The sequence below is a fragment of the Streptomyces sp. NBC_00370 genome, assembly GCF_036084755.1.
GTDB lineage: Bacteria > Actinomycetota > Actinomycetes > Streptomycetales > Streptomycetaceae > Streptomyces.
Genome location: NZ_CP107968.1, coordinates 7514896 through 7532945, shown reverse-complemented (window position 1 = coordinate 7532945; position 18050 = coordinate 7514896). Strand labels below are relative to the sequence as shown.

General features: G+C 70.9%; 22 protein-coding genes and 1 riboswitch. Of the genes, 13 read left to right on the top strand and 9 right to left on the bottom strand.

What is annotated here, in order from left to right:
* Positions 1-44 precede the first annotated feature (44 nt).
* Both OHS57_RS33410 and OHS57_RS33405 read right to left on the bottom strand, forming a co-directional pair.
* On the bottom strand, positions 45-1922 hold the full coding sequence (locus tag OHS57_RS33410; RefSeq protein ID WP_328584322.1) for a transketolase: 1878 nt from the start codon (positions 1920-1922) through the stop codon (positions 45-47).
* A 3-nt stretch (positions 1923-1925) separates the two neighbouring features.
* Entirely contained in the window at positions 1926-3248 is a 1323-nt protein-coding gene (locus tag OHS57_RS33405) for an NAD(P)/FAD-dependent oxidoreductase (RefSeq protein WP_041993871.1), read from the bottom strand.
* Positions 3249-3624: 376 nt separating this feature from the next.
* Between OHS57_RS33405 and OHS57_RS33400 the strand changes: the two genes are divergently transcribed.
* The gene (locus OHS57_RS33400; protein WP_041997358.1) at positions 3625-4080 is read left to right on the top strand and encodes a DUF5709 domain-containing protein; all 456 of its coding nucleotides are present in this window, start codon (positions 3625-3627) and stop codon (positions 4078-4080) included.
* Between the two features lie 119 nt (positions 4081-4199).
* Here OHS57_RS33400 and OHS57_RS33395 read toward each other — a convergent pair whose 3' ends face one another.
* Both OHS57_RS33395 and OHS57_RS33390 read right to left on the bottom strand, forming a co-directional pair.
* Positions 4200-4715, bottom strand: a complete 516-nt coding sequence (locus OHS57_RS33395; RefSeq protein WP_328584321.1) for an ATP-binding protein — start codon at positions 4713-4715, stop codon at positions 4200-4202.
* A 171-nt stretch (positions 4716-4886) separates the two neighbouring features.
* Entirely contained in the window at positions 4887-5258 is a 372-nt protein-coding gene (locus tag OHS57_RS33390) for a hypothetical protein (RefSeq protein WP_328584320.1), read from the bottom strand.
* 213 nt (positions 5259-5471) lie between these two features.
* On the opposite strand from OHS57_RS33390, the gene OHS57_RS33385 reads away from it, so the two are divergent.
* A complete protein-coding gene (locus OHS57_RS33385) occupies positions 5472-5852 on the top strand; it encodes a VOC family protein (protein ID WP_041997356.1) in 381 nt (126 codons plus the stop codon).
* A 76-nt stretch (positions 5853-5928) separates the two neighbouring features.
* Here the strand turns inward: OHS57_RS33385 and OHS57_RS33380 are convergent, their stop codons facing one another.
* Positions 5929-6462, bottom strand: a complete 534-nt coding sequence (locus OHS57_RS33380; protein ID WP_041993863.1) for a type 1 glutamine amidotransferase domain-containing protein — start codon at positions 6460-6462, stop codon at positions 5929-5931.
* Positions 6463-6713: 251 nt separating this feature from the next.
* On the opposite strand from OHS57_RS33380, the gene OHS57_RS33375 reads away from it, so the two are divergent.
* The 4 genes from OHS57_RS33375 (at position 6714) to OHS57_RS33360 (ending at position 9575) form a co-directional block, all read left to right on the top strand.
* On the top strand, positions 6714-7274 hold the full coding sequence (locus OHS57_RS33375; protein ID WP_328584319.1) for a hypothetical protein: 561 nt from the start codon (positions 6714-6716) through the stop codon (positions 7272-7274).
* Between the two features lie 112 nt (positions 7275-7386).
* Positions 7387-7482, top strand: a riboswitch (adenosylcobalamin (AdoCbl) riboswitch).
* A gap of 44 nt (positions 7483-7526) precedes the next feature.
* A complete protein-coding gene (locus OHS57_RS33370) occupies positions 7527-7742 on the top strand; it encodes a CbtB domain-containing protein (RefSeq protein ID WP_041993857.1) in 216 nt (71 codons plus the stop codon).
* A 20-nt stretch (positions 7743-7762) separates the two neighbouring features.
* The gene (locus OHS57_RS33365; RefSeq protein WP_328584318.1) at positions 7763-8530 is read left to right on the top strand and encodes a CbtA family protein; all 768 of its coding nucleotides are present in this window, start codon (positions 7763-7765) and stop codon (positions 8528-8530) included.
* Between the two features lie 64 nt (positions 8531-8594).
* Complete coding sequence (locus tag OHS57_RS33360; protein ID WP_328584317.1) at positions 8595-9575, top strand: aldo/keto reductase; 981 nt, start codon at positions 8595-8597, stop codon at positions 9573-9575.
* Here OHS57_RS33360 and OHS57_RS33355 read toward each other — a convergent pair.
* The gene (locus OHS57_RS33355) at positions 9545-10033 is read right to left on the bottom strand and encodes a hypothetical protein (protein ID WP_328584316.1); all 489 of its coding nucleotides are present in this window, start codon (positions 10031-10033) and stop codon (positions 9545-9547) included. The genes OHS57_RS33360 and OHS57_RS33355 overlap by 31 nt on opposite strands.
* A gap of 104 nt (positions 10034-10137) precedes the next feature.
* Here OHS57_RS33355 and OHS57_RS33350 point away from each other — a divergent pair, with 104 nt between their 5' ends.
* The gene (locus OHS57_RS33350; protein ID WP_107070229.1) at positions 10138-10488 is read left to right on the top strand and encodes a DUF6479 family protein; all 351 of its coding nucleotides are present in this window, start codon (positions 10138-10140) and stop codon (positions 10486-10488) included.
* A gap of 40 nt (positions 10489-10528) precedes the next feature.
* Here the strand turns inward: OHS57_RS33350 and OHS57_RS33345 are convergent, their stop codons facing one another.
* A complete protein-coding gene (locus OHS57_RS33345; protein WP_041993845.1) occupies positions 10529-11359 on the bottom strand; it encodes a SigB/SigF/SigG family RNA polymerase sigma factor in 831 nt (276 codons plus the stop codon).
* Between the two features lie 114 nt (positions 11360-11473).
* Between OHS57_RS33345 and OHS57_RS33340 the strand changes: the two genes are divergently transcribed.
* From OHS57_RS33340 to OHS57_RS33320, 5 genes are all read left to right on the top strand, one after another.
* Entirely contained in the window at positions 11474-12487 is a 1014-nt protein-coding gene (locus OHS57_RS33340; protein WP_328584315.1) for an iron-containing redox enzyme family protein, read from the top strand.
* A gap of 66 nt (positions 12488-12553) precedes the next feature.
* Complete coding sequence (locus OHS57_RS33335; protein ID WP_041993839.1) at positions 12554-12748, top strand: CDGSH iron-sulfur domain-containing protein; 195 nt, start codon at positions 12554-12556, stop codon at positions 12746-12748.
* A gap of 76 nt (positions 12749-12824) precedes the next feature.
* Positions 12825-13610 (top strand): SAM-dependent methyltransferase, encoded by a 786-nt coding sequence (locus OHS57_RS33330; RefSeq protein ID WP_328584314.1) that lies wholly within the window; start codon positions 12825-12827, stop codon positions 13608-13610.
* Positions 13611-13664: 54 nt separating this feature from the next.
* A complete protein-coding gene (locus OHS57_RS33325) occupies positions 13665-14444 on the top strand; it encodes an ABC transporter permease (protein ID WP_328584313.1) in 780 nt (259 codons plus the stop codon).
* Positions 14445-14508: 64 nt separating this feature from the next.
* Positions 14509-15336 (top strand): MOSC domain-containing protein, encoded by an 828-nt coding sequence (locus tag OHS57_RS33320; protein WP_328584312.1) that lies wholly within the window; start codon positions 14509-14511, stop codon positions 15334-15336.
* A 47-nt stretch (positions 15337-15383) separates the two neighbouring features.
* Here the strand turns inward: OHS57_RS33320 and OHS57_RS33315 are convergent, their stop codons facing one another.
* On the bottom strand, positions 15384-16037 hold the full coding sequence (locus OHS57_RS33315) for a TetR/AcrR family transcriptional regulator (protein WP_041993834.1): 654 nt from the start codon (positions 16035-16037) through the stop codon (positions 15384-15386).
* 85 nt (positions 16038-16122) lie between these two features.
* Between OHS57_RS33315 and hpnH the strand changes: the two genes are divergently transcribed.
* Complete coding sequence (hpnH, locus tag OHS57_RS33310; protein WP_041993831.1) at positions 16123-17127, top strand: adenosyl-hopene transferase HpnH; 1005 nt, start codon at positions 16123-16125, stop codon at positions 17125-17127.
* A gap of 10 nt (positions 17128-17137) precedes the next feature.
* On the opposite strand, the gene OHS57_RS33305 is transcribed toward hpnH, so the two are convergent.
* On the bottom strand, positions 17138-18019 hold the full coding sequence (locus OHS57_RS33305) for an alpha/beta fold hydrolase (protein WP_328584311.1): 882 nt from the start codon (positions 18017-18019) through the stop codon (positions 17138-17140).
* Between the last annotated feature and the right edge of the window lie 31 nt (positions 18020-18050).

Here is an 18050-nt window from a genome sequence, read left to right as displayed (position 1 = left end):
CCCGGTGGTCCGGGACGGGCGGCGCGGCAAGCCGTGGGGCGGCGTCAGTGGATGATCTTCTCCACCAGCAGCCGCACCCCTGCCGCGATCGACTCCGCGTCGATGCCGGCGGCCCGCAGCTGCTCCTCCGGGGTCGCCGAGCCGGGCATGTTGCCGACCGCGAGCCGTACGAACCGCTTGGGCGCCGGGCGGCCGTCGGAGAACGCCTCGGCGACGGCGTCCCCGATACCGCCCTCCGGGTGATGGTCCTCGACCGTGATCAGACAACCGGTGTCTTCGGCCGCCGCCTGGAGCGTCCGCTCGTCGACCGGCTTGACCGAGTACAGGTCGATGACCCGGACGGGGATGCCCTCCTCGCCGAGGAGATCGGCGGCCTTCAGGCACTCGTGGACGGTGGTACCGGCGCCCACGAGCGTCACCTGGTCGGCGTCCGAGCGGCGCAGCACCTTGCTGCCGCCGACGGGGAACTGCTCGTCGGGACCGTAGATGACGGGGGTCTCGCCGCGCAGCGTACGCAGATAGCGGATGCCCGCCAGTGCGTGCATCGTCGCGGCGAGCTGCGCCGTCTGGTTGGCGTCGCACGGGTGCAGGACCGTGCTGCCGTGGATGGCGCGGAACATCGCCAGGTCTTCGAGGCCCATCTGGGACGGGCCGTCCTGGCCGATCGAGACACCGGCGTGCGAGCCGACGACGTTGATCGAGGCGCGGCTGACGGCGGCCATCCGCAGGAAGTCCGCAGCGCGGGTGAGGAACGCGGCGAAGGTCGACGCGTACGGGACATGGCCGAGGGCCTGCATCCCGACGGCCGCCGCGATCAGCTGCTGCTCGGCGATGTAGCACTCGAAGAACCGTTCGGGGTGCTCGTCGGCGAAGAACTTGGCGCGGTCGGAGTCGCTGACCTCGCCGTCCAGGGCGACGATGTCGCCGTGCGCGTAGCCGAGCGCCGCGAGCGCCTTGCCGTAGGCGTCACGGGTGGCGACCTCCTCGCCGATGTCGAACGTGGGCAGCTCGCCGCTGCCCCGCTGACCGGTGTCAGAGGCGGACGCCTCGGTCCCTGCCTGCTCGCCGTGCCCGTCGGGCTTGGCGGGCTTGTTGGCGTGCACCCGGATCGAGCGGCGGCCGCCCAGCTCGGCGATGGCACTCTCCGCGTCGGGCAGCGGCTTGCCGTGCTTGCCCTCCTGGTCCTCGACGGCCGCGACGCCCTTGCCCTTGAGGGTGCGCGCGATGATCGCGGTGGGCCGGCCGGTGGTGGCCAGTGCCTCGGTGTACGCCTTCTCGACGGCCTCGACGTCATGGCCGTCGATCTCGACGGTGTGCCAGCCGAAGGCGCGCAGCCTGCGCCCGTACGCGTCGAGGTCGTGCTCGTGGCGGGTGGGGCCGCGCTGGCCGAGCCTGTTCACGTCGATGATCAGGGTCAGCTTGTCCAGGCCCTGGTCGGAGGCGTGCTCGACGGCCTCCCAGATGGAGCCTTCGGCCATCTCGCTGTCACCGGACAACACCCATACGTGGAACGGGTCGCGTCCCAGGCGCTTGCCTGCGAGCGCCATGCCGACACCGACGGGCAGGCCCTGGCCGAGCGATCCGGTGGCGACGTCGACCCACGGCAGCCGGGGCGTCGGGTGGCCTTCGAGCCGGCTGTCCAGGGTGCGGTAGGTGGCGAACTCGTCCTCGCCGATCGCACCCGCCGCCAGATACATCGAGTAGAGCAACGGGGACGCGTGCCCCTTGGAGAAGATCAGCCGGTCGTTGCCCGGGTGGTCCGGGTGGTCGAAATCGTAGTGCAGATGGTTAGCGAGCAGCACCGCCATCAGATCGGCCGCCGACATCGAGGAGGTCGGGTGCCCTGATCCTGCCGTATCGGCGACACGTACCGAGTCGACCCTCAACTGCTGGCCGAGCTCGGTCAGTTGTCCGCTCTTCATTGCTTATCGCTCCTTGCTGGGTGCGCCGGGCACCCTGGCGAGTTCGGGGGAGGACGACTCCAGGGGCACCGTCCAGGAACGGACGAGGCCGAGTTGCACGGCCTGCCGGGGCAGCATCGCGTCGAGGGCCCAATCGGCGGCCACCCGGATGCGGTTGCCCGGCATGGCCGCCAGGTGGTAGCCGCGGGTGACGGCGCCGGCCAGCGGTCCTGCCAGCGGCACACCGAGCGGGTTGGCGGCGGCCTTGACCCCGCCGAGGTCGACGACGAAGCCCAAGTCGTTGTGTTTGTAGGCGCGTCGCTGACCGATGCCGATCGAGGCCGCCACGTTGGCACCGGCGACCTTGCCCTGCCGTCCGGCGTGCTGGGCCGTCATCGGGGTGATCTCGCCCGGCTTGGTGAGATCGGGCACCGCCGCCGCGTCACCGCAGGCGAACACCTCAGGGTGGCCAGGGACGTTGAGGTACGGGTCGACGACGAGCCGGCCCTTCTCGACGGGCAGGCCGATGTCGGAGACCAGCGGGTCGGGACGTACGCCCACACACCAGATGAGCGTGTGCGTCTCGATGAACTCGCCGTCGTCCAGGGTGATCCCGGCCGGAGTCACCTCCTTGACGGAGGTACGGGTACGCACGTCGACGCCACGGCTGCGCAGCACCCGGTCTGCGGTGGCGGAGAGATGGCGGTCCAGCTCGGGCAGCACGCGCGGCGCGATGTCGAGGAGCAGCCAGCGCGGCGGCCGGCTCAGCCGCCAGGCGGGCTGCTGACGCACCAGCGCGTCGGTGAGCAGCTTGCCCTGGGCGGCGACCTCGGTGCCGGTGTAGCCGGCGCCGACCACCACGAAGGTGGCACGGGCCGCTGCCTCGGCGCTGCCCCGGACGGTGGCCAGCTCGATCTGCCGGGTCACGTGGTCCCGCAGGTACAGCGCCTCCGGCATGCCACGGAAGCCGTGGGCGTATTCGGCGACGCCGGGGATCGGCAGCAGTTTGTTGACGCTGCCGACGGCCAGGACGAGCCGGTCGTACGTCAGCTCGCCGCGCCCGCCCTCGGGGTCCGTGTAGGCGACCGTGCGGGAGTCCAGGTGGACGCTGTCGGCCTCGCCGAGGACGAGCCGTACCCGGGGCAGCGTCCCCGGCAGCGAGACCGTCACCCTCCGTGGTTCCAGGATTCCGGCGGCCACCTGCGGCAGCAGCGGGAGGTAGAGGAAGTAGTCGGTCGGGTTGAGCAGGATGATCTCGGCCCGGCCGCGTACCTGCCGGGACAGCACCCGGGCGGTCTGGTAGCCGGCGAATCCCGCTCCCACGATGACAATGCGTTCTCGGCTCACGTTCGACTCCGGACGGTGACTTTGGGGTCGTACGGATGGATCCACCAGGTGCCCAGTCGAGAGAGCCCCAAACACCGGAAATGTCCCTGCCGGGTACGCGCCGCCGCCCCCGCCGCCGTAGGCGCCGCACGCCCCCGCCCAACAGGGCGGCCGGTCCGTCGGTTGACAGGCCGATGATTGGTGGGAGGGTGGATTCAGCGGGTGCGACGCCCCGCGCCGGCTCGTCTCCCCCAGGTCGTGTCCCTGGATCCCGGGGATCGGTTGCTTGCCGACCGCCTCGGCGGGTAGCGGCACTGGCACGTCCGTACGGCGACTGCCGTGCGGCTGCGGAGACGAACGATGCGAGGAGAGCGACGTGAGCGGCGACAGCAGTGAGATGGCCGACGATGTCTACCAGCCCGACGGTTCCGAAGTGCTGGACGACGAGGGCATTCTCGACACCGAGGACACACTCGTCGACCGTGGCTCCGACCCCTTCGACGAGGGCTGGTCGCCTCCGGAGCGCCCGCTCGGCGTGGAACACACCGGTACCACGGCGGCGGAACAGCACGAGGGCGAGACGCTGGACCAGCGGCTCGCCGAGGAGATCCCGGACCGTACGGACGACGAGGACCCCGACTGGGACGGCATCGGCGATCTGACGCCGGGCGAGGGCGAGGCCCTGGACGACGAGGTCGGGGACGCCAGGGCGGGCCGCCTGGTGGCGCCCGACGAGGGCGCCCACGAGGACGCGGAGAAGGACATGATCGCCAGCGACGTCGGCATCGACGGCGCGGCCGCCTCGGCCGAGGAGGCCGCGATCCATCTCGTACCGGACGCCGACGACGACTGAGCACGGCCGACGGCCGAGCGGCGCCGCCGCTGTACGGCCGGCACGGTTTGGCGACGACCGGCCCGCTTCGTGCGGGCCGGTCGCGTGCTCCCGGGGCGGGTGTCGGCCCCGGGACGCGGTCAGACGAGCGCCGCGGCCGGTTCCCGCGCGGGGAACGGCGCGAGCACCGGAAGGAACTCCCGGTCGGGGCCGGGGTGCCGCTGGGCCGCGCCGACCAGGGTGAGCGGGATCGTGGGCACCCGCAGGACGCTCTGCGGAGCCTCCACACTGCGGGTGAACCAGATGACTTTGCCCTCGGCGGTGGCGCAGGTGCCCCAGCTGTCGCTGACAGCGGCGACGCGGGCGAGGCCCCCGCCGCCGGCCGTCAGCAGCCGGGGCATCCTCGGCCCGTTGTCCTCGACGGACGTCGTGAGATGACGTCCGGTCCAACGCAGTTCCACAATGCACCTGTTGTCGTCGCCAACGTGACGGTGGACATTGGTCAGCAGTTCGTCGATGCCCTGGGAGACGGGTGCGACGTGCAGGTCGAGTTTCCAATAACGAAGGTGAGCGGCGACGATGCGCCGGATCTGCGATACGCGCTCCGCGGAGGCGTGCAATTCCACCTCGTAGTGCCGGTCGAGTGGAACTGTCATGTTTGAGGCTCCTCACAGAGAGGCCCACATGCTTCACGGCGTTGTGCCTACGGCGTAGCAACGACCCCCGAACACGAAGCGTGAGCAACAGCCACTTCTGGGTCACCAACAGACTGACCCCGTTGCGCCGGATGCGCAACACAAGCGGCTGTCGCCCCGCCGTCGGCCCCGTCAGCGGTGGCTTTCCAGCCGCAGCGTGACTTCCTCCTCCTGGTCGCCCGCCGCCGTACCCACGACCCGTACGGAGAAGGCGGAGGTGAGCGCCGCGTGCAGGGCGTCCACCGCCTTGTGGCCGCCCTGGAGGGTGGCGGTGACGGGCGAGGACAGCTCGGCGGGCGCCGCCTCGCCGCGTACGTCCGCCACGTCGAAGGTGGCCGTCCAGACGGCCTGCCGGTCGGCCGGCACGTCCTGGGGTACGTCGTCGGCGGCGCGGTCGGAGGCGAAGGCCGTGCCGAGGACCGCGAACACCGTGTGGGCGTCCTCCTTGGCCTGTCCGCCGAGTTGCACCGCGACCTCGGTCGCCGACTGTTCAGCGTTGCTCATGGGGTTGTTCCTCTCTGCGCCGAAGCTGTACGTGGAAGCCTGGGAAGGGATCGCTCCCAGGCTCTCCCCCGGGCCGTCGGAGTGCGACCGGAACCGGTCGGCCGGATGAAGCGCCGGCGGCCCGGGTACCCGCTGGGCAGCGGGCCAACCACCGGGCGCCCCGACGGGCCACGGCAGCTGTGTGCCCGTCAGGGCCGGGGGTACACGGTCGGCATGACCGTCGCCAAGACCAGCGTCCTCGTCCTCGACTGTGCCGAACCCGCCGACCTCGCCGAGTTCTACGCCACCTTCTTCGAAGCGGAGATCAAGATCGGTACCGACCCGGACTTCGTGGAGATCGTCGGACAGTCCGGCGTCCATCTCGCGATCCGCAGGGACCACGGCTACGCGCCTGCCAGCTGGCCCCGGCCCGAAACCTCTCAACAGGCCCATCTGCGCATCATGGTGGCCCGCGAGGACATCGACGAGGCGGAGCGTGAGGCGATCAGCCTCGGCGCACGCCCGCTGGACACCAAGGACAACGGCGGCCCGCGCGACACGCGCGTCTACTCGGACCCGGCGGGGCACTCCTTCACGCTGGCCGTCCAGCCGTAACGACGATGTCCGGCGTCCCGCCGTGGCGGGGCGCCGGACAGAGCCGGTCCGGGGTACAGGCTGCCTCGCGGAGGACTCAACCGCCGAACTGCTGGATGAACGCCTCGCAGAACGCCTTCAGATCGTCCGGCTTGCGGCTGGTGATGAGCGGGCTGGGCGCGGCGGTGCAGACCTTGACCTGCTCGTCCACCCAGGTACCGCCGGCGTTGCGGATGTCGGTCCGCAGGCTCGGCCAGGACGTCAGCGTCCTGTTACGCACCACATCGGCCTCGATGAGCGTCCACGGGGCGTGGCAGATCGCCGCCACCGGCTTGCCCGCGTCGAAGAACGCCTTCACGAAGGCCACCGCCGCGGGATCCGTCCGCAGCGCGTCGGGGTTGGCGACACCGCCGGGCAGCACGAGACCGTCGTAGTCCTCGACGGAGCTCTGCGCCACCGTCCGGTCGACGGGGAAGGTGTCCGCCTTGTCGAGGTGGTTGAACGCCTGCACCTGGCCCGGCGCGGTCGAGATCAGCTCGCGCTCGCCGCGCGCCTCCCCCACCGCCTTCCAGGGTTCGGTCAGCTCGACCTGCTCCACGCCTTCGGGAGCAACGAGAAATGCCACTCGCATCCGGATCACGTCCTTTCTCGTCATGTACAGCTGTGTTCGTCTGCCCGACGACGGGCGCCCGACACGCAGGCGGCCCGTGGACCGAGCCGGCCGGCCCCGCACGATTCTTACCGGAATGTGCCGGGCGGGCATGTCGAGTGACGCCGGGGGCTGCCGGGCGGCGTCAGGCGGGCGTCAAAGCCGCACGCGGTCGCGTCAGCCGTCCGTCAAGGCGTGGAGCGCCGGTCCGTTCCGTGCCTAGAGTCACCGCCATGGGACGACGTCGGGCGGGAGGGGCGGCCACGGGGCCCGGCGCCGGCAGCCGGGGCGCGCCGGGCACGGTGTACGACGACCGCTGGGCCGGTGAGGCCCGGCAGGCGGCGGGGTGCGCAGGGGTGTTGCTGACCCTGCTGCTGGTGGTCGACGGCGCTTCGGGCGATCTGACCCTGCGGCACGCCGTGTTCTGGACCGGGCTCGCCGTGCTGCTGTTCGTCGTACTCGTACCGGCCCGGGTGTCGGCGGGGGCCGGCTGGCTGGCCTCGCGCGGGCTGCTCGGCGAGCATCGGGTGCGTACGGACCGGCTGTTGTCGGTCCGTATGTCCGACGGGGTGGCCCAGCGCCTCGTCCTGTGCGACACGGAGGGCGGCAGGGTCGAGGTCGATCCGCGGGTGCTCGTCGCGGCGCCGCAGCTCTGGTACCGGCTGGAGACGGACGCCCTCGGGTCGCTGAGAGACGGCCGGCCGCTGTACGGCGCCGATACGCTCCGCAGGCTCACCGGACGCCTGGACGGCGCGGCGGCCGAGGCGGTCTTCCGCTCGTCCGGCCTGCGCTGAGCGTCCCGGTCCCGGCCGCCGCGGACCGTGCGTACGGCGTGGGCCCGGACGCGGGCACGAGGGGTGCACTGTGGCGTCACGGGGCCGACGGGCGGTACGGTGCCGAGGACATGACGAGGGTGTGACGGAAGTCCGGTGAGAATCCGGCACGGTCGCGCCACTGTGGACCCGCGGTTCGCCGCGGGAAGTCAGACCCGGCACCTTCGTCTCAGGCACCACGATCGGGACGCGTGTTCCCCAGGAGGTTCGGCCATGGCACAGTCTGCCGCCCCCACCACCGGCTCCACAGCCGTCGCACCCATCTCGCTCAAGGCGATAGCGCCCTGGGCGGTCTTCTTCGGCGTTCTGATGCTGTTCCTGCTGTACTTCGTCGGCGCCGAGCAGGGCGCCACCTCTGTCTTCTCCGGCACCGACATCCACGAGTGGGTCCATGACGGACGCCATCTCCTCGGCTTCCCCTGCCACTGAGAGACCGAGGAAATCCGCTCATGAACTCCATATCCGTCAGGGCCCTGTTGGTGCGCGGCATGCTCGCGGGGCTCGCCGCAGGCGTGCTCGCCCTCGTCGTCGCCTATCTGCTCGGTGAGCCGAGGATCGACTCGGCCATCGCGTTCGAGGACTCGCACAGCCACGAGCACGAGATGGAAGTCGTCAGCCGCTCGCTCCAGTCCACCGCCGGACTCGCCACGGGCGTCCTGGTGTTCGGCGTCGCCGTCGGCGGTATCGCCGCGCTCGCGTTCTGTGTCGCGCTCGGCCGGATCGGCGCCTTCGGGCCCCGGGCCACGGCGATGCTGCTCGCGGGCGGTGCGCTGCTCACCGTCTACGTCGTGCCGTTCCTCAAGTACCCGGCCAATCCGCCGTCGGTGGGCGACCCGGGGACCATCGGCAAGCGCAGTACGCTGTATGTGCTGATGATCGTGCTGAGTGTGCTGCTGGCCGTGGCGGCCGTCATCTTCGGCAAGCGGCTGGCACCGCGGCTCGGCAACTGGAACGCGACGGTCGCCGCCGTCGTCGGCTTCGGTGTGCTGGTCGGCCTCGCGTACGCGTTCCTGCCCACCGTCAACGAAGTGCCCAAGGACTTCCCGGCGCCGCTGCTCTGGCAGTTCAGGGTGGCCTCGCTGGCCATCCAGATCACCATGTGGAGCGCCTTCGGGCTGATCTTCGGCCATCTCGCCCAGCGGCTCCTCGCTCCGGAGACCGTTCCGGCGGTGCGCCGCAGCAGTCCGGACGACCGGGTCGGCGCCCCGGTGAACTGAACCCCGACCACCGTCAGAAACCCGCCGGGGCCCTTCCCGGCGGGTTTCTTCGTGAGGAGAAGCAATGGAGTACGTACGTCTGGGCCGGACCGGTCTTGAGGTGTCCAGGATCGTCCTCGGCTGTATGAGTTTCGGCGACCCGCAGTCCGGGTCCCACCCCTGGTCCCTGCCGCTGGAGGAGTCACGGCCGCTGGTCCGGCAGGCCGTCGAGGCGGGCATCACCACCTTCGACACGGCCAACGTCTACTCGCTCGGGTCGAGCGAGGAGATCGTCGGGCGGCTGCTGGGCGAATTCGCCAAGCGCGAGGAGGTCGTGATCGCCACCAAGGTGAACGGCCGGATGCACGCGGGTCCCAAGGGCGCGGGTCTGTCGCGTGCGGCCATCTTCAGCCAGGCGGAGGCGAGTCTGCGGCGGCTGGGCACTGACTACATCGATCTGTACCAGATCCACCGCTACGACCCGAACACGCCGATCGAGGAGACGATGGAGGCGCTGCACGACCTCGTGCGCGCCGGGAAGGTGCGCTACATCGGGGCCTCCTCGATGTGGACGTGGCAGTTCGCCAACGCCCAGCACACCGCCGAACTGCACGGCTGGACGCCGTTCGTGTCGATGCAGGACCAGTACAGCCTGCTGATGCGCGAGGAGGAGCGGGAGATGCTGCCGTTCTGTCTCGACCAGGGGGTCGGGGTGCTGCCGTGGAGCCCGCTGGCCCGGGGCCGGCTGACCCGCGACTGGGAGGACGACACCACCTCGCGTGCGCGCAGCGACCAGTTCGGCTCCACCCTCTACCGGCAGGCGGAGGACTCCGACCGGGCGACGGTGCGGACGGTGGCCGAACTCGCCGCCGAGCGTGGCGTGTCACGCGCGCAGATCGCGCTGGCCTGGCTGCTGCACCAGCAGGCGGTCACCGCGCCGATCGTCGGCGTCACGAAGGAACAGCATCTCAGCGACGCGGTGGCAGCGGTCGAACTGCGGCTGGACGACGACGAGATCGGCCGGCTCGCCAAGCACTACGCGCCGCGCGCGCCCGAGGGCTTCTGACCGTTCCGTGCGGGGCGGCACACCGTCCAGGCCAGCGCGAGGGCGAGCAGGTCCTCGGCCACGGCACCGGGCCAGTCGGTACCCGCCCTGTCGTGCGCCGTCCGGCGCCACCACGCCCCGGCGAAGGACCCGCCCACGGCGCCCGCGGCGCCCATCGTCGCCGCGACCGCCGGGGGCGGGCCGCCGGGCCTGCGCCCGGCGAGCGCAGCGGCGGCCAGCCCGCCGAACAGCGTCCGGGGCACCAGCCCGGCCGGGGCGAGCCTGCTCGGGGTCCGCGGAAGCTTGTCGCCCACCAACTCGCCCACGGCGCCCACGGAGGCGAGCGCCGTGGCCGGCCGGGAGGCGAGGAGGGCCGCCGGGCGGGATGTCTCCGCCGCGTCCGTCGTCAGCGCGACCGCCGCGGTGCCCAGCTGGCTGCGCAGCCCGGACACCACTCCCACCAGTACTTCGCGGATCATGTGGCACGTCCAATCTCGTAGGTGTGCGGTACGGGTGCGCGATGCAGGTGCGTGATGTGGCGGTATGACCCGATTTTTCGGGGTACTCGATTACCATGAACACGATGAACTGGGATCTAGCGTCCTCCCCCGGCGTGACGGCCATTCTCGTGCCCATCGTGGGCCTGATCGTGGTCGGTGTGCTGATCGGCGCCTTCTTGTGGGGACGCAGGATCAGAGACCACGAGTCCGTACCGCCCCGGCCCGACGAGCAGACGAAACTCCCGGACGAGGGCCCCGTCCGGGAGATCCTGGAGAACCGCGAACCGGACGAAGTACCGGAGTCCGACGAGCGGCTGATGCCGGGCGAGCTGAAGGGCAACGGCACGATCGGTTCGCGGTCGGCGCCACTGAAGAAGACCCCGAAGTGGAACGAGGACTCCGGCGGGAGCTTCGGCAGCGGCGGGTTCCGCTGAGCGTGCCGCCGCACCGGCCCCGGGTCCCCGGGCCACGCGCTCACGCGCACTCGTCGTCGTCCGCGAGGATCCCGTCCAGGATCTCGTCCCTGATCCGCGTGCACGAGCCGCTGATCAGCCGGGACACATGCATCTGCGACATGCCCAGCTCCTTGGCGATCATGCTCTGGGTCATCCCGCAGAAGAACCGCAGGTACAGGATCCGCCGGTCCCTGTCCGGCAGCGAGCCGAGCCCGGGCCGCACGGCCTCGCGGTCGATGACCACGTCCAGCGCCGGGTCGAGGCCGCCCAGCGTGTCGGAGAGCGAATGCGCGGCGTCGTCCCCCTGGCCGCGGAACTCCGCGTCGAGCGAGAGAGCGGCGAAGCTGTCGATGGCGCGCGTGCCGTCGATGACCTCCTGCTCCGTCAGCCCGGTGTGCGCCGCGATCTCGGTGGCCGTCGGGATCCGTCCGCCGACGCTCTGCGCCAGCTCCTGCCGGGCGACGCGGACCCCGGCCCGCAGCTCCTGGACCCGCCGGGGCACATGCACGCTCCACATGTAGTCGCGGAAGTGGCGCTTGATCTCGCCGTCGATGGTGGGGATCGCGTAGCTCTCGAACGGCTTGCCGCGCGCCGGGTCGTACCGGCTCACCGCCTTGACGAGACCCAGCGAGGCGACCTGCGTCAGATCCTCCAGGGACTCGCCCCGGTTGCGGTAGCGGCACGCCATCCGGTGCGCCAGCGGCAGCCACGCGGTGGCGACCTCCTGCCGGACGCGGACCTTCTCGGCGCCCTCGGGCAGCCGCGCCAGCCTGCGGAAGGCATCCGCCGTATCGGGGGAATCGTCATGCGGATGATTCGATTTGACATTTCCACTCACACGAGAAGGCATTCACATACCCTCCTGTCGAAGGACGACGAAATGTTTGCCCGAAGTGCGCCGATCCAAAACGCGGCCCGGATCCGTCCCATGATTAATCCTGGCAGGTCGGGGCACTCGGCGCGTATGTCAGATACATTTCCCCGGGGAACAGCGGGCCGGACCGAGCCGGAATTGCCGACAGGCCGGGGAGAAATCTCGGCCGCCGTCATCGCGCTGCTCCGCAATTCGGGGGCCGCGCCCTCGGCGGAGACCGTGTCCGCCGCCGATCCCTACGGAGATGATCTCCAACTCGCGCTCTATCTCTGTTACGAGTTGCATTACCGGGGGTTCGCCGGCGTCGCCGCGGAGCGCGAGTGGGATCCCGGGCTGCTGGCCGTCCGCGCGGCGCTGGAGGCGCGGTTCCTGGCGGCCCTGCGCCGCGACGCGACGCGCCACGACGACCTCGGCGAGGCACTGGCGGAGATCCTGACGGAGCCCGTGGACGGCACGGGCGTCTCGCACTTCCTGCGCGACAAGGGCGAGCTGTGGCAGCTGCGCGAGTACGCGGCGCAGCGCTCGCTCTACCACCTGAAGGAGGCCGATCCGCACATCTGGGTGCTGCCGCGCCTCCGGGGCCGGGCCAAGGCGGGGATGGCGGCGATCGAGTTCGACGAGTACGGCGGTGGCCGGGCCGAGCGCATGCACCAGCGGCTCTACGCCGACCTGATGACGGACCTGGACCTCGATCCGGCGTACGGGCACTACCTGGAGGCCGGTACGGCCGAGATCCTGGCCACGGTCAATCTGATGTCGCTGCTCGGCCTGCACCGGCCCCTGCGCGGCGCGCTCGTCGGCCACTTCGCCACGATCGAGATCACCTCGTCCCCCGGCTCGCGGCGGATCGCCGAGGCGATGGAGCGCACCGGCGCCGGCCCCGCCGCTGTGTTCTTCCACAGTGAGCACGTGGAGGCCGACGCGGTGCACGAGCAGGTCGTACGCCACGAGGTCGTCGAAGGACTGCTGGCGGACGAGCCGCATCTCGCCCCCGACATCGCCTTCGGCATCGACGCCACCGGCTATCTGGAGGACCGGCTCGGCGAGCGGCTGCTGTCCGCCTGGCAGGCGGGCGGTACGTCGCTGCGTACCGCACTCGAGTGAGCGCGCCCGCGCGCCCGGCGTACCACGTTCGAGGTTCGACGTTCCAGGAGGAGTGGGTGGTCAGCCATGACGTACGACCCCGCCGGCGGGCGGCCCCGTCCCGTCAGCGTCCAGCGCAAGGGCCCCACCCTGGTGGAAGGCCCCGTCGAGGTGCTGCTGGAGGACGGTACGACGGTGTCGTCCGACCGGTTCTGCGTGGCGCTCTGCGCCTGTGGGCGCAGTAGGCGTTACCCCTGGTGCGACACCAGTCACCGCAGGTGACAGCCGTTGCTAGAGCATGATGCGAGTACGCTTCTCGGCGTCACCTCGTTGATCACACATGCTCCGGAGCCCTCGCATGACCACAGGCAGACCCAAGGACCAGGTCGACACCAGCAAGCCTCATCCGGCGCGTGTGTACGACTGGCTGCTCGGCGGCAAGGACAACTACCAGGTCGACCGGCAGGTCGGCGAGAAGCTGCCCCAGGCGGCGCGGGAGAACGCGGCCCGCAACCGGGCGTTCATGCACCGGGCGGCGGCCTGGCTCGCGGGTGAGGGCGTCGACCAGTTCCTCGACATCGGGACCGGCATTCCGACCGAGCCGAATCTGCACCAGATAGTGCAGAAGATCAATCCGGCCGCCCGGATCGTCTACGCGGACAACGACCCGATCGTCCTGCGGCACGCCGAAGCACTGCTGATCAGCACCCCCGAGGGCGGCACCGACTACATCCAGGCCGATGTGCGTGACGCGGGCTCCATCCTCGAACACGCCCGTACGTTCCTGGACTTCAGCCGTCCTGTCGCGCTGTCGATGATCGCGCTGATGCACTTCATCACCGACGAGGAAGACCCGTACACGATCACGCGCAGCCTCGTGGACGCGCTGCCCTCCGGCAGTTACCTGACGCTGTCGCACGGCACGACCGACGAGCACCCCGAGCTGGCCAGTTCGGTCAAGACGACCTACCGCGAGGGCGCGATCCCGCTGCGGATGCGCACCCGCGCCGAGGTCGAGCCGTTCTTCGCGGGACTCGACCTCGTGAAGCCCGGTCTGGTGACGGCGACGCAGTGGTACCAGGACACCCCGGCTCCCAAGGAGGAGCTGAGCGGCTTCTACGTCGGAGTGGCCCGCGTCCGCTGAGGAGGGCCGCCGAGGAGGCCCGCCGAGGAGGTCCGCTGAGGAGGGAAGTGGCCCGTGACCGTCACCGCGGCTTCCCTGCTGCCCGTCAACACCACGCTGGGCGTGCTGCTCGCCGTGCTGCTGATGGCGGCGGTCGTGGTGGCGGCGCGGTTCCACCTCGGACCGGGCTCCGGGGCCGGCCGCTCGCGTGAGATCGCGGTCGCCGGATTACGGGCGGCGGTCCAGCTCGCCGCCGTCTCCTTCCTCATCACGTGGGTGATGCGCTCCCTGGCGGGACTGATCGCGTTCCTGCTGGTCATGTTCGCGGCGGCCGTACGCACGGCGGGCCGCCGGATCACCGCCGACAGCTCCTGGTGGCGGACGTCGGCGCCGATCGCCGTCGGGGTGGCCCCGGTGGTGGCGGCGTTGCTGCTCACCGGGCTCGTGCCCGTCAAGGGCATCGCGCTCATCCCGATCACCGGCATCCTGCTGGGCGGCGCGCTGACCGCGACCGTACTGGCGGGCCGGCGCGCCCTGGACGAGCTGGCGCTGCGGCACGGCGAGGTGGAGGCCGCCATGGCGCTCGGTTTCCTCGACCGGGACGCGCGCCTGGAGATCGCCCGCCCCGCGGCCTCCGACGCACTGCTGCCGGGCCTCGACCAGACCCGTACGGTCGGTCTCGTGACCCTGCCCGGCGCGTTCGTCGGCATGCTGCTGGGCGGCGCGACACCCGTCATGGCGGGGGCGGTCCAGCTGTTCGTCCTCATCGCGCTGATGGCGGTCCAGTCCGTGGCCGTGACGGTGACGATCGAACTGGTCGCACGCGGTCGTCTGCACCGGCCCGCCAACAGCTGAGCCCCGTGGACGGTGTGCGGAAAAGCACGGCGGGAACGGCCGGAAATGGGCGAAGATGGCGCCTGTGGCCACCGTTGTCGAGCTGACCCATTACCCCGTGAAGGGCTGCGCGGGCGTCCCGTTGGACGATGCCCTCATGACGCCCGCCGGGCTCGCGCACGACCGCAGCTTCCTGGTCGTCGACGACGAGGGCGTGTTCCGGACCCAGCGGCGCGATCCCGGGATGGCGCTGATCCGTCCGTACGTGAGCGCCGACGGTGAGCGGCTCACGCTGCGCGCCGAGGGGGCGGGCGACGTGGTCGTCGACGTGGATCTCACGGCGCCGCGCAGGACGGTCGAGATGTTCGGCACCCCCTACCGGGGGATCGACCAGGGCGGAGCGGTCGCCGACTGGCTGTCCACGGTGCTCGGCGCGGCGTGCAGGCTGGTGCGCGTACCGCCCGAGCACGACCGGGTGACGGACGGGCAGACGCCGGGGACCTCCGGGTACGCCGACAGCTCGGCCGTCCATGTCGTCTCCCGCGCCTCGCTCGACCTGCTCAACGCACGGATGGCGGAGCGGGACGCGCCGCCGCTGCCGATGGACCGGTTCCGGCCGAATGTCGTCGTCGACGGCTGGGACGAACCGCATGTGGAGGACCTGGTGCGGCGGGTCGAGGTGGGCGACACGGAGCTGGGCTACACCAAGCTGGCCGTGCGCTGCGTCGTCACCACCGTCGGCCAGCGGGAGGGGACGAAGGCGGGTCCTGAGCCGCTGCGTACGCTGGCCGGCTACCGGCGGGCCACCGGGGGCGGGGTGGCCTTCGGCAGCAAGTTCGCGGTGGTACGGCCGGGCAAGCTGTCGGTCGGTGACGTGCTGACGGTCACCGACTGGGGCCCGACGGAGCTGTAGGACCGGACGTCCGGGGGTCTGTCTTTACGTAGCGCTCGGGGCTCGCCTTACGTAGCGGGCGACACGCCCGGGGCGACAATCGCGCCGCGGCCGAGACCGGCCAGCAGCCGCTCCAGGACCAGACCCGCCTCCTCGCGGGCTTTGACATGGTCCTCGGCGCCCGCGATGTAGAGGCTGGCCTCCGAGATCAGCGCGGCCAGCATCCTCGTGAGCGGGGCGACCGGCAGGTCGTCGACATTGCCCTCGCGGACGGCCTCGGTCAGTGCCTCGGCCAGCAGTATGTAGCCGTGCTCCTCGACCAGCGCGTCCCACGCGCTGTGCCCCAGCACCGCGGGGCCCTCGATCAGCACGATCCGCTGGAACTGGGCGTCGTTGCAGGCGTCGAGGAAGGACTGGAAGCCGCTGCGCAGCAGCTGCCAGGCGTCACCGGGATGCTGCTCGGCCCGCGCGGTCTCCTGCTCGACCAGCCGCTGCGCCATCTCCTGGGCGCACTCCGCCATGACGGCGCGGAACAGGTCGGCCTTGTCCTTGAAGTGGTGGTAGAGCGCGCCCCGGGTGACGTCGGCAGCGGTCACGATGTCCTCGGTGCCGGTCGCGGCGAATCCGCGCTCGGCGAAGAGTTCCCGCGCGGCGCGCAGCAGCGCGCGCCGGGTGTCCGCGACGTGCTCCGCGCGACGGCTCCGTCTCTTCCCCGCTGGCATACCTACATCCTGTCTCATACAGTCTGTATGTTAGTAGAGGACTTCTTCCAACCCCGGGGGCCCGGGGGAACTGGAGACAGCGATCATGGGACTTCCGCTCAATCTGGCCGTCAAGAATGGCACCTACCTCATCAAGCAGAAGATCCTCCGGCGGAAGAAGTTCCCGCTGGTCGTGGAGATCGAACCCCTTTTCGCGTGCAACCTCGGCTGCGCGGGCTGCGGCAAGATCCAGCACCCGGCCAGCGTGCTCAAGCAGCGCATGCCGGTCGAGCAGGTCATGAAGGCCGTCAAGGAGGCCGGTGCCCCGACGGTCTCGCTGGCCGGCGGTGAGCCGCTGATGCACCCGCAGATCGACGAGATGACGCGCCAGCTCCTGGCGAAGGGCAAGTTCGTGGTGCTCTGCACCAACGCCGTGCTGCTGCCGAAGCATCTGCACAAGTTCAAGCCGCACCGCAACTTCGCGTGGATGGTCCACATCGACGGGCTGCGCGAGCGGCACGACGAATCGGTCAGCAAGGTCGGGGTGTTCGACCAGGCGATCGAGGCGATCAAGCAGGCGAAGGCGGCCGGGTTCAAGGTCTACACGAACTCGACCTTCTTCAACAACGACAGCCCGCAGGACGTCATCGACGTGCTCCAGTACCTCAACGACGACCTCAAGGTCGACCGGATGCAGATCTCGCCCGGCTACGCCTACGAGAAGGCCCCGGACCAGGACCGCTTCCTCGGCGTCGAGCAGACCCGCGCCATGTTCAAGAAGGCGTTCGGCGACGGCAGGCGCAAGGGCTGGCGGCTCAACCACTCGGCGCTGTACCTGGACTTCCTCGAAGGCAAGCTCGACTTCGAGTGCACGCCGTGGGCGATCCCGTCGTACTCCCTGAAGGGGTGGCAGAAGCCCTGCTACCTGATGTCGGACGGGTACGTCGAGACGTACCAGGAGCTGCTGGACACCACCGAGTGGGACAACTACGGCCGGGGCAAGGACCCGCGCTGCGACAACTGCATGGCGCACTGCGGCTTCGAGCCCACCGCTGTGATGGCCACGATGAGCTCTCTCAAGGAGAGTCTGCGGGCTGTCACGACCACCTGACCGGGCCACCTCACCGGGTCGGGTCGGTCCGACCGGTGCTCGCTCGGCCCGACCGGTGCTCGCTCAGCCAGTCCAGCGCTTCGGCGCCGGCCGTGCCGAGGACCGAGATGTGTCCGTCGGCCGGGCTCAGCCGCAGTTCAGCCGTCGGGCAGTGGGCCGCCAGCCACTGCCCGTGGGTGCTGGGCGCGATCCGGTCCTCGCCGCCGTGCCGCAGCAGGACCGGTGCTTCGATCACCGCCGGGTCGAAGCCCCACGGCGTCACGTACGCCAAGTCGTCGTCGATCAGCGCGCTGGGTCCCGCCGCCACGGCGGGACCGACGACGTCCCCGAACCAGGACCACTCGCCGGCGAGCGCCGCGTGGTCGGCGGGCGTGAACATCTCCGGGTCGTACGTGGCGTCCGCCTCGTGGGCCTCCTTCGCCGCCCGCCCGGCGGCGGCAGCGCCCAGGGTCGCGCGGCCCGAGTCGGACATGCCGGCGAACCAGTCGAGCCCGTCCGCGTCGAACGGCGCCAGGCCCGCGACGCTGACGGCCGCGAACACCCGGTCCGGCAGCAGTGCGGCGCACGCCAGCGCGTGCGGTCCGCCGCCGGAGTGGCCCATGACGGCGAACCGTCCGATGCCGAGCGCGGCGGTGACGGCGGCGACATCGGCGGCCACCAACGCCACGCTCCGCCCCGGGAGCGGGGTGGACCGGCCGTAGCCGGGACGGTCGTACGACACCCAGCGCACCCCGAGCCGGTCGGCGGCGGGGAACAGCGGCGCGGGCGGCGCACCGATGTTCGGGGTGCCGTGGTGCCAGAAGACGACCAGCGGATCGGCCGCGCGGTCCGTACCGGAGTCGTAGATGTGCACCGTGCGACCGTCGGGCAGCTCCAGATCAGTCTCGTTCATACCGGCACCGTACGCGGCAGTGCGACCGGCC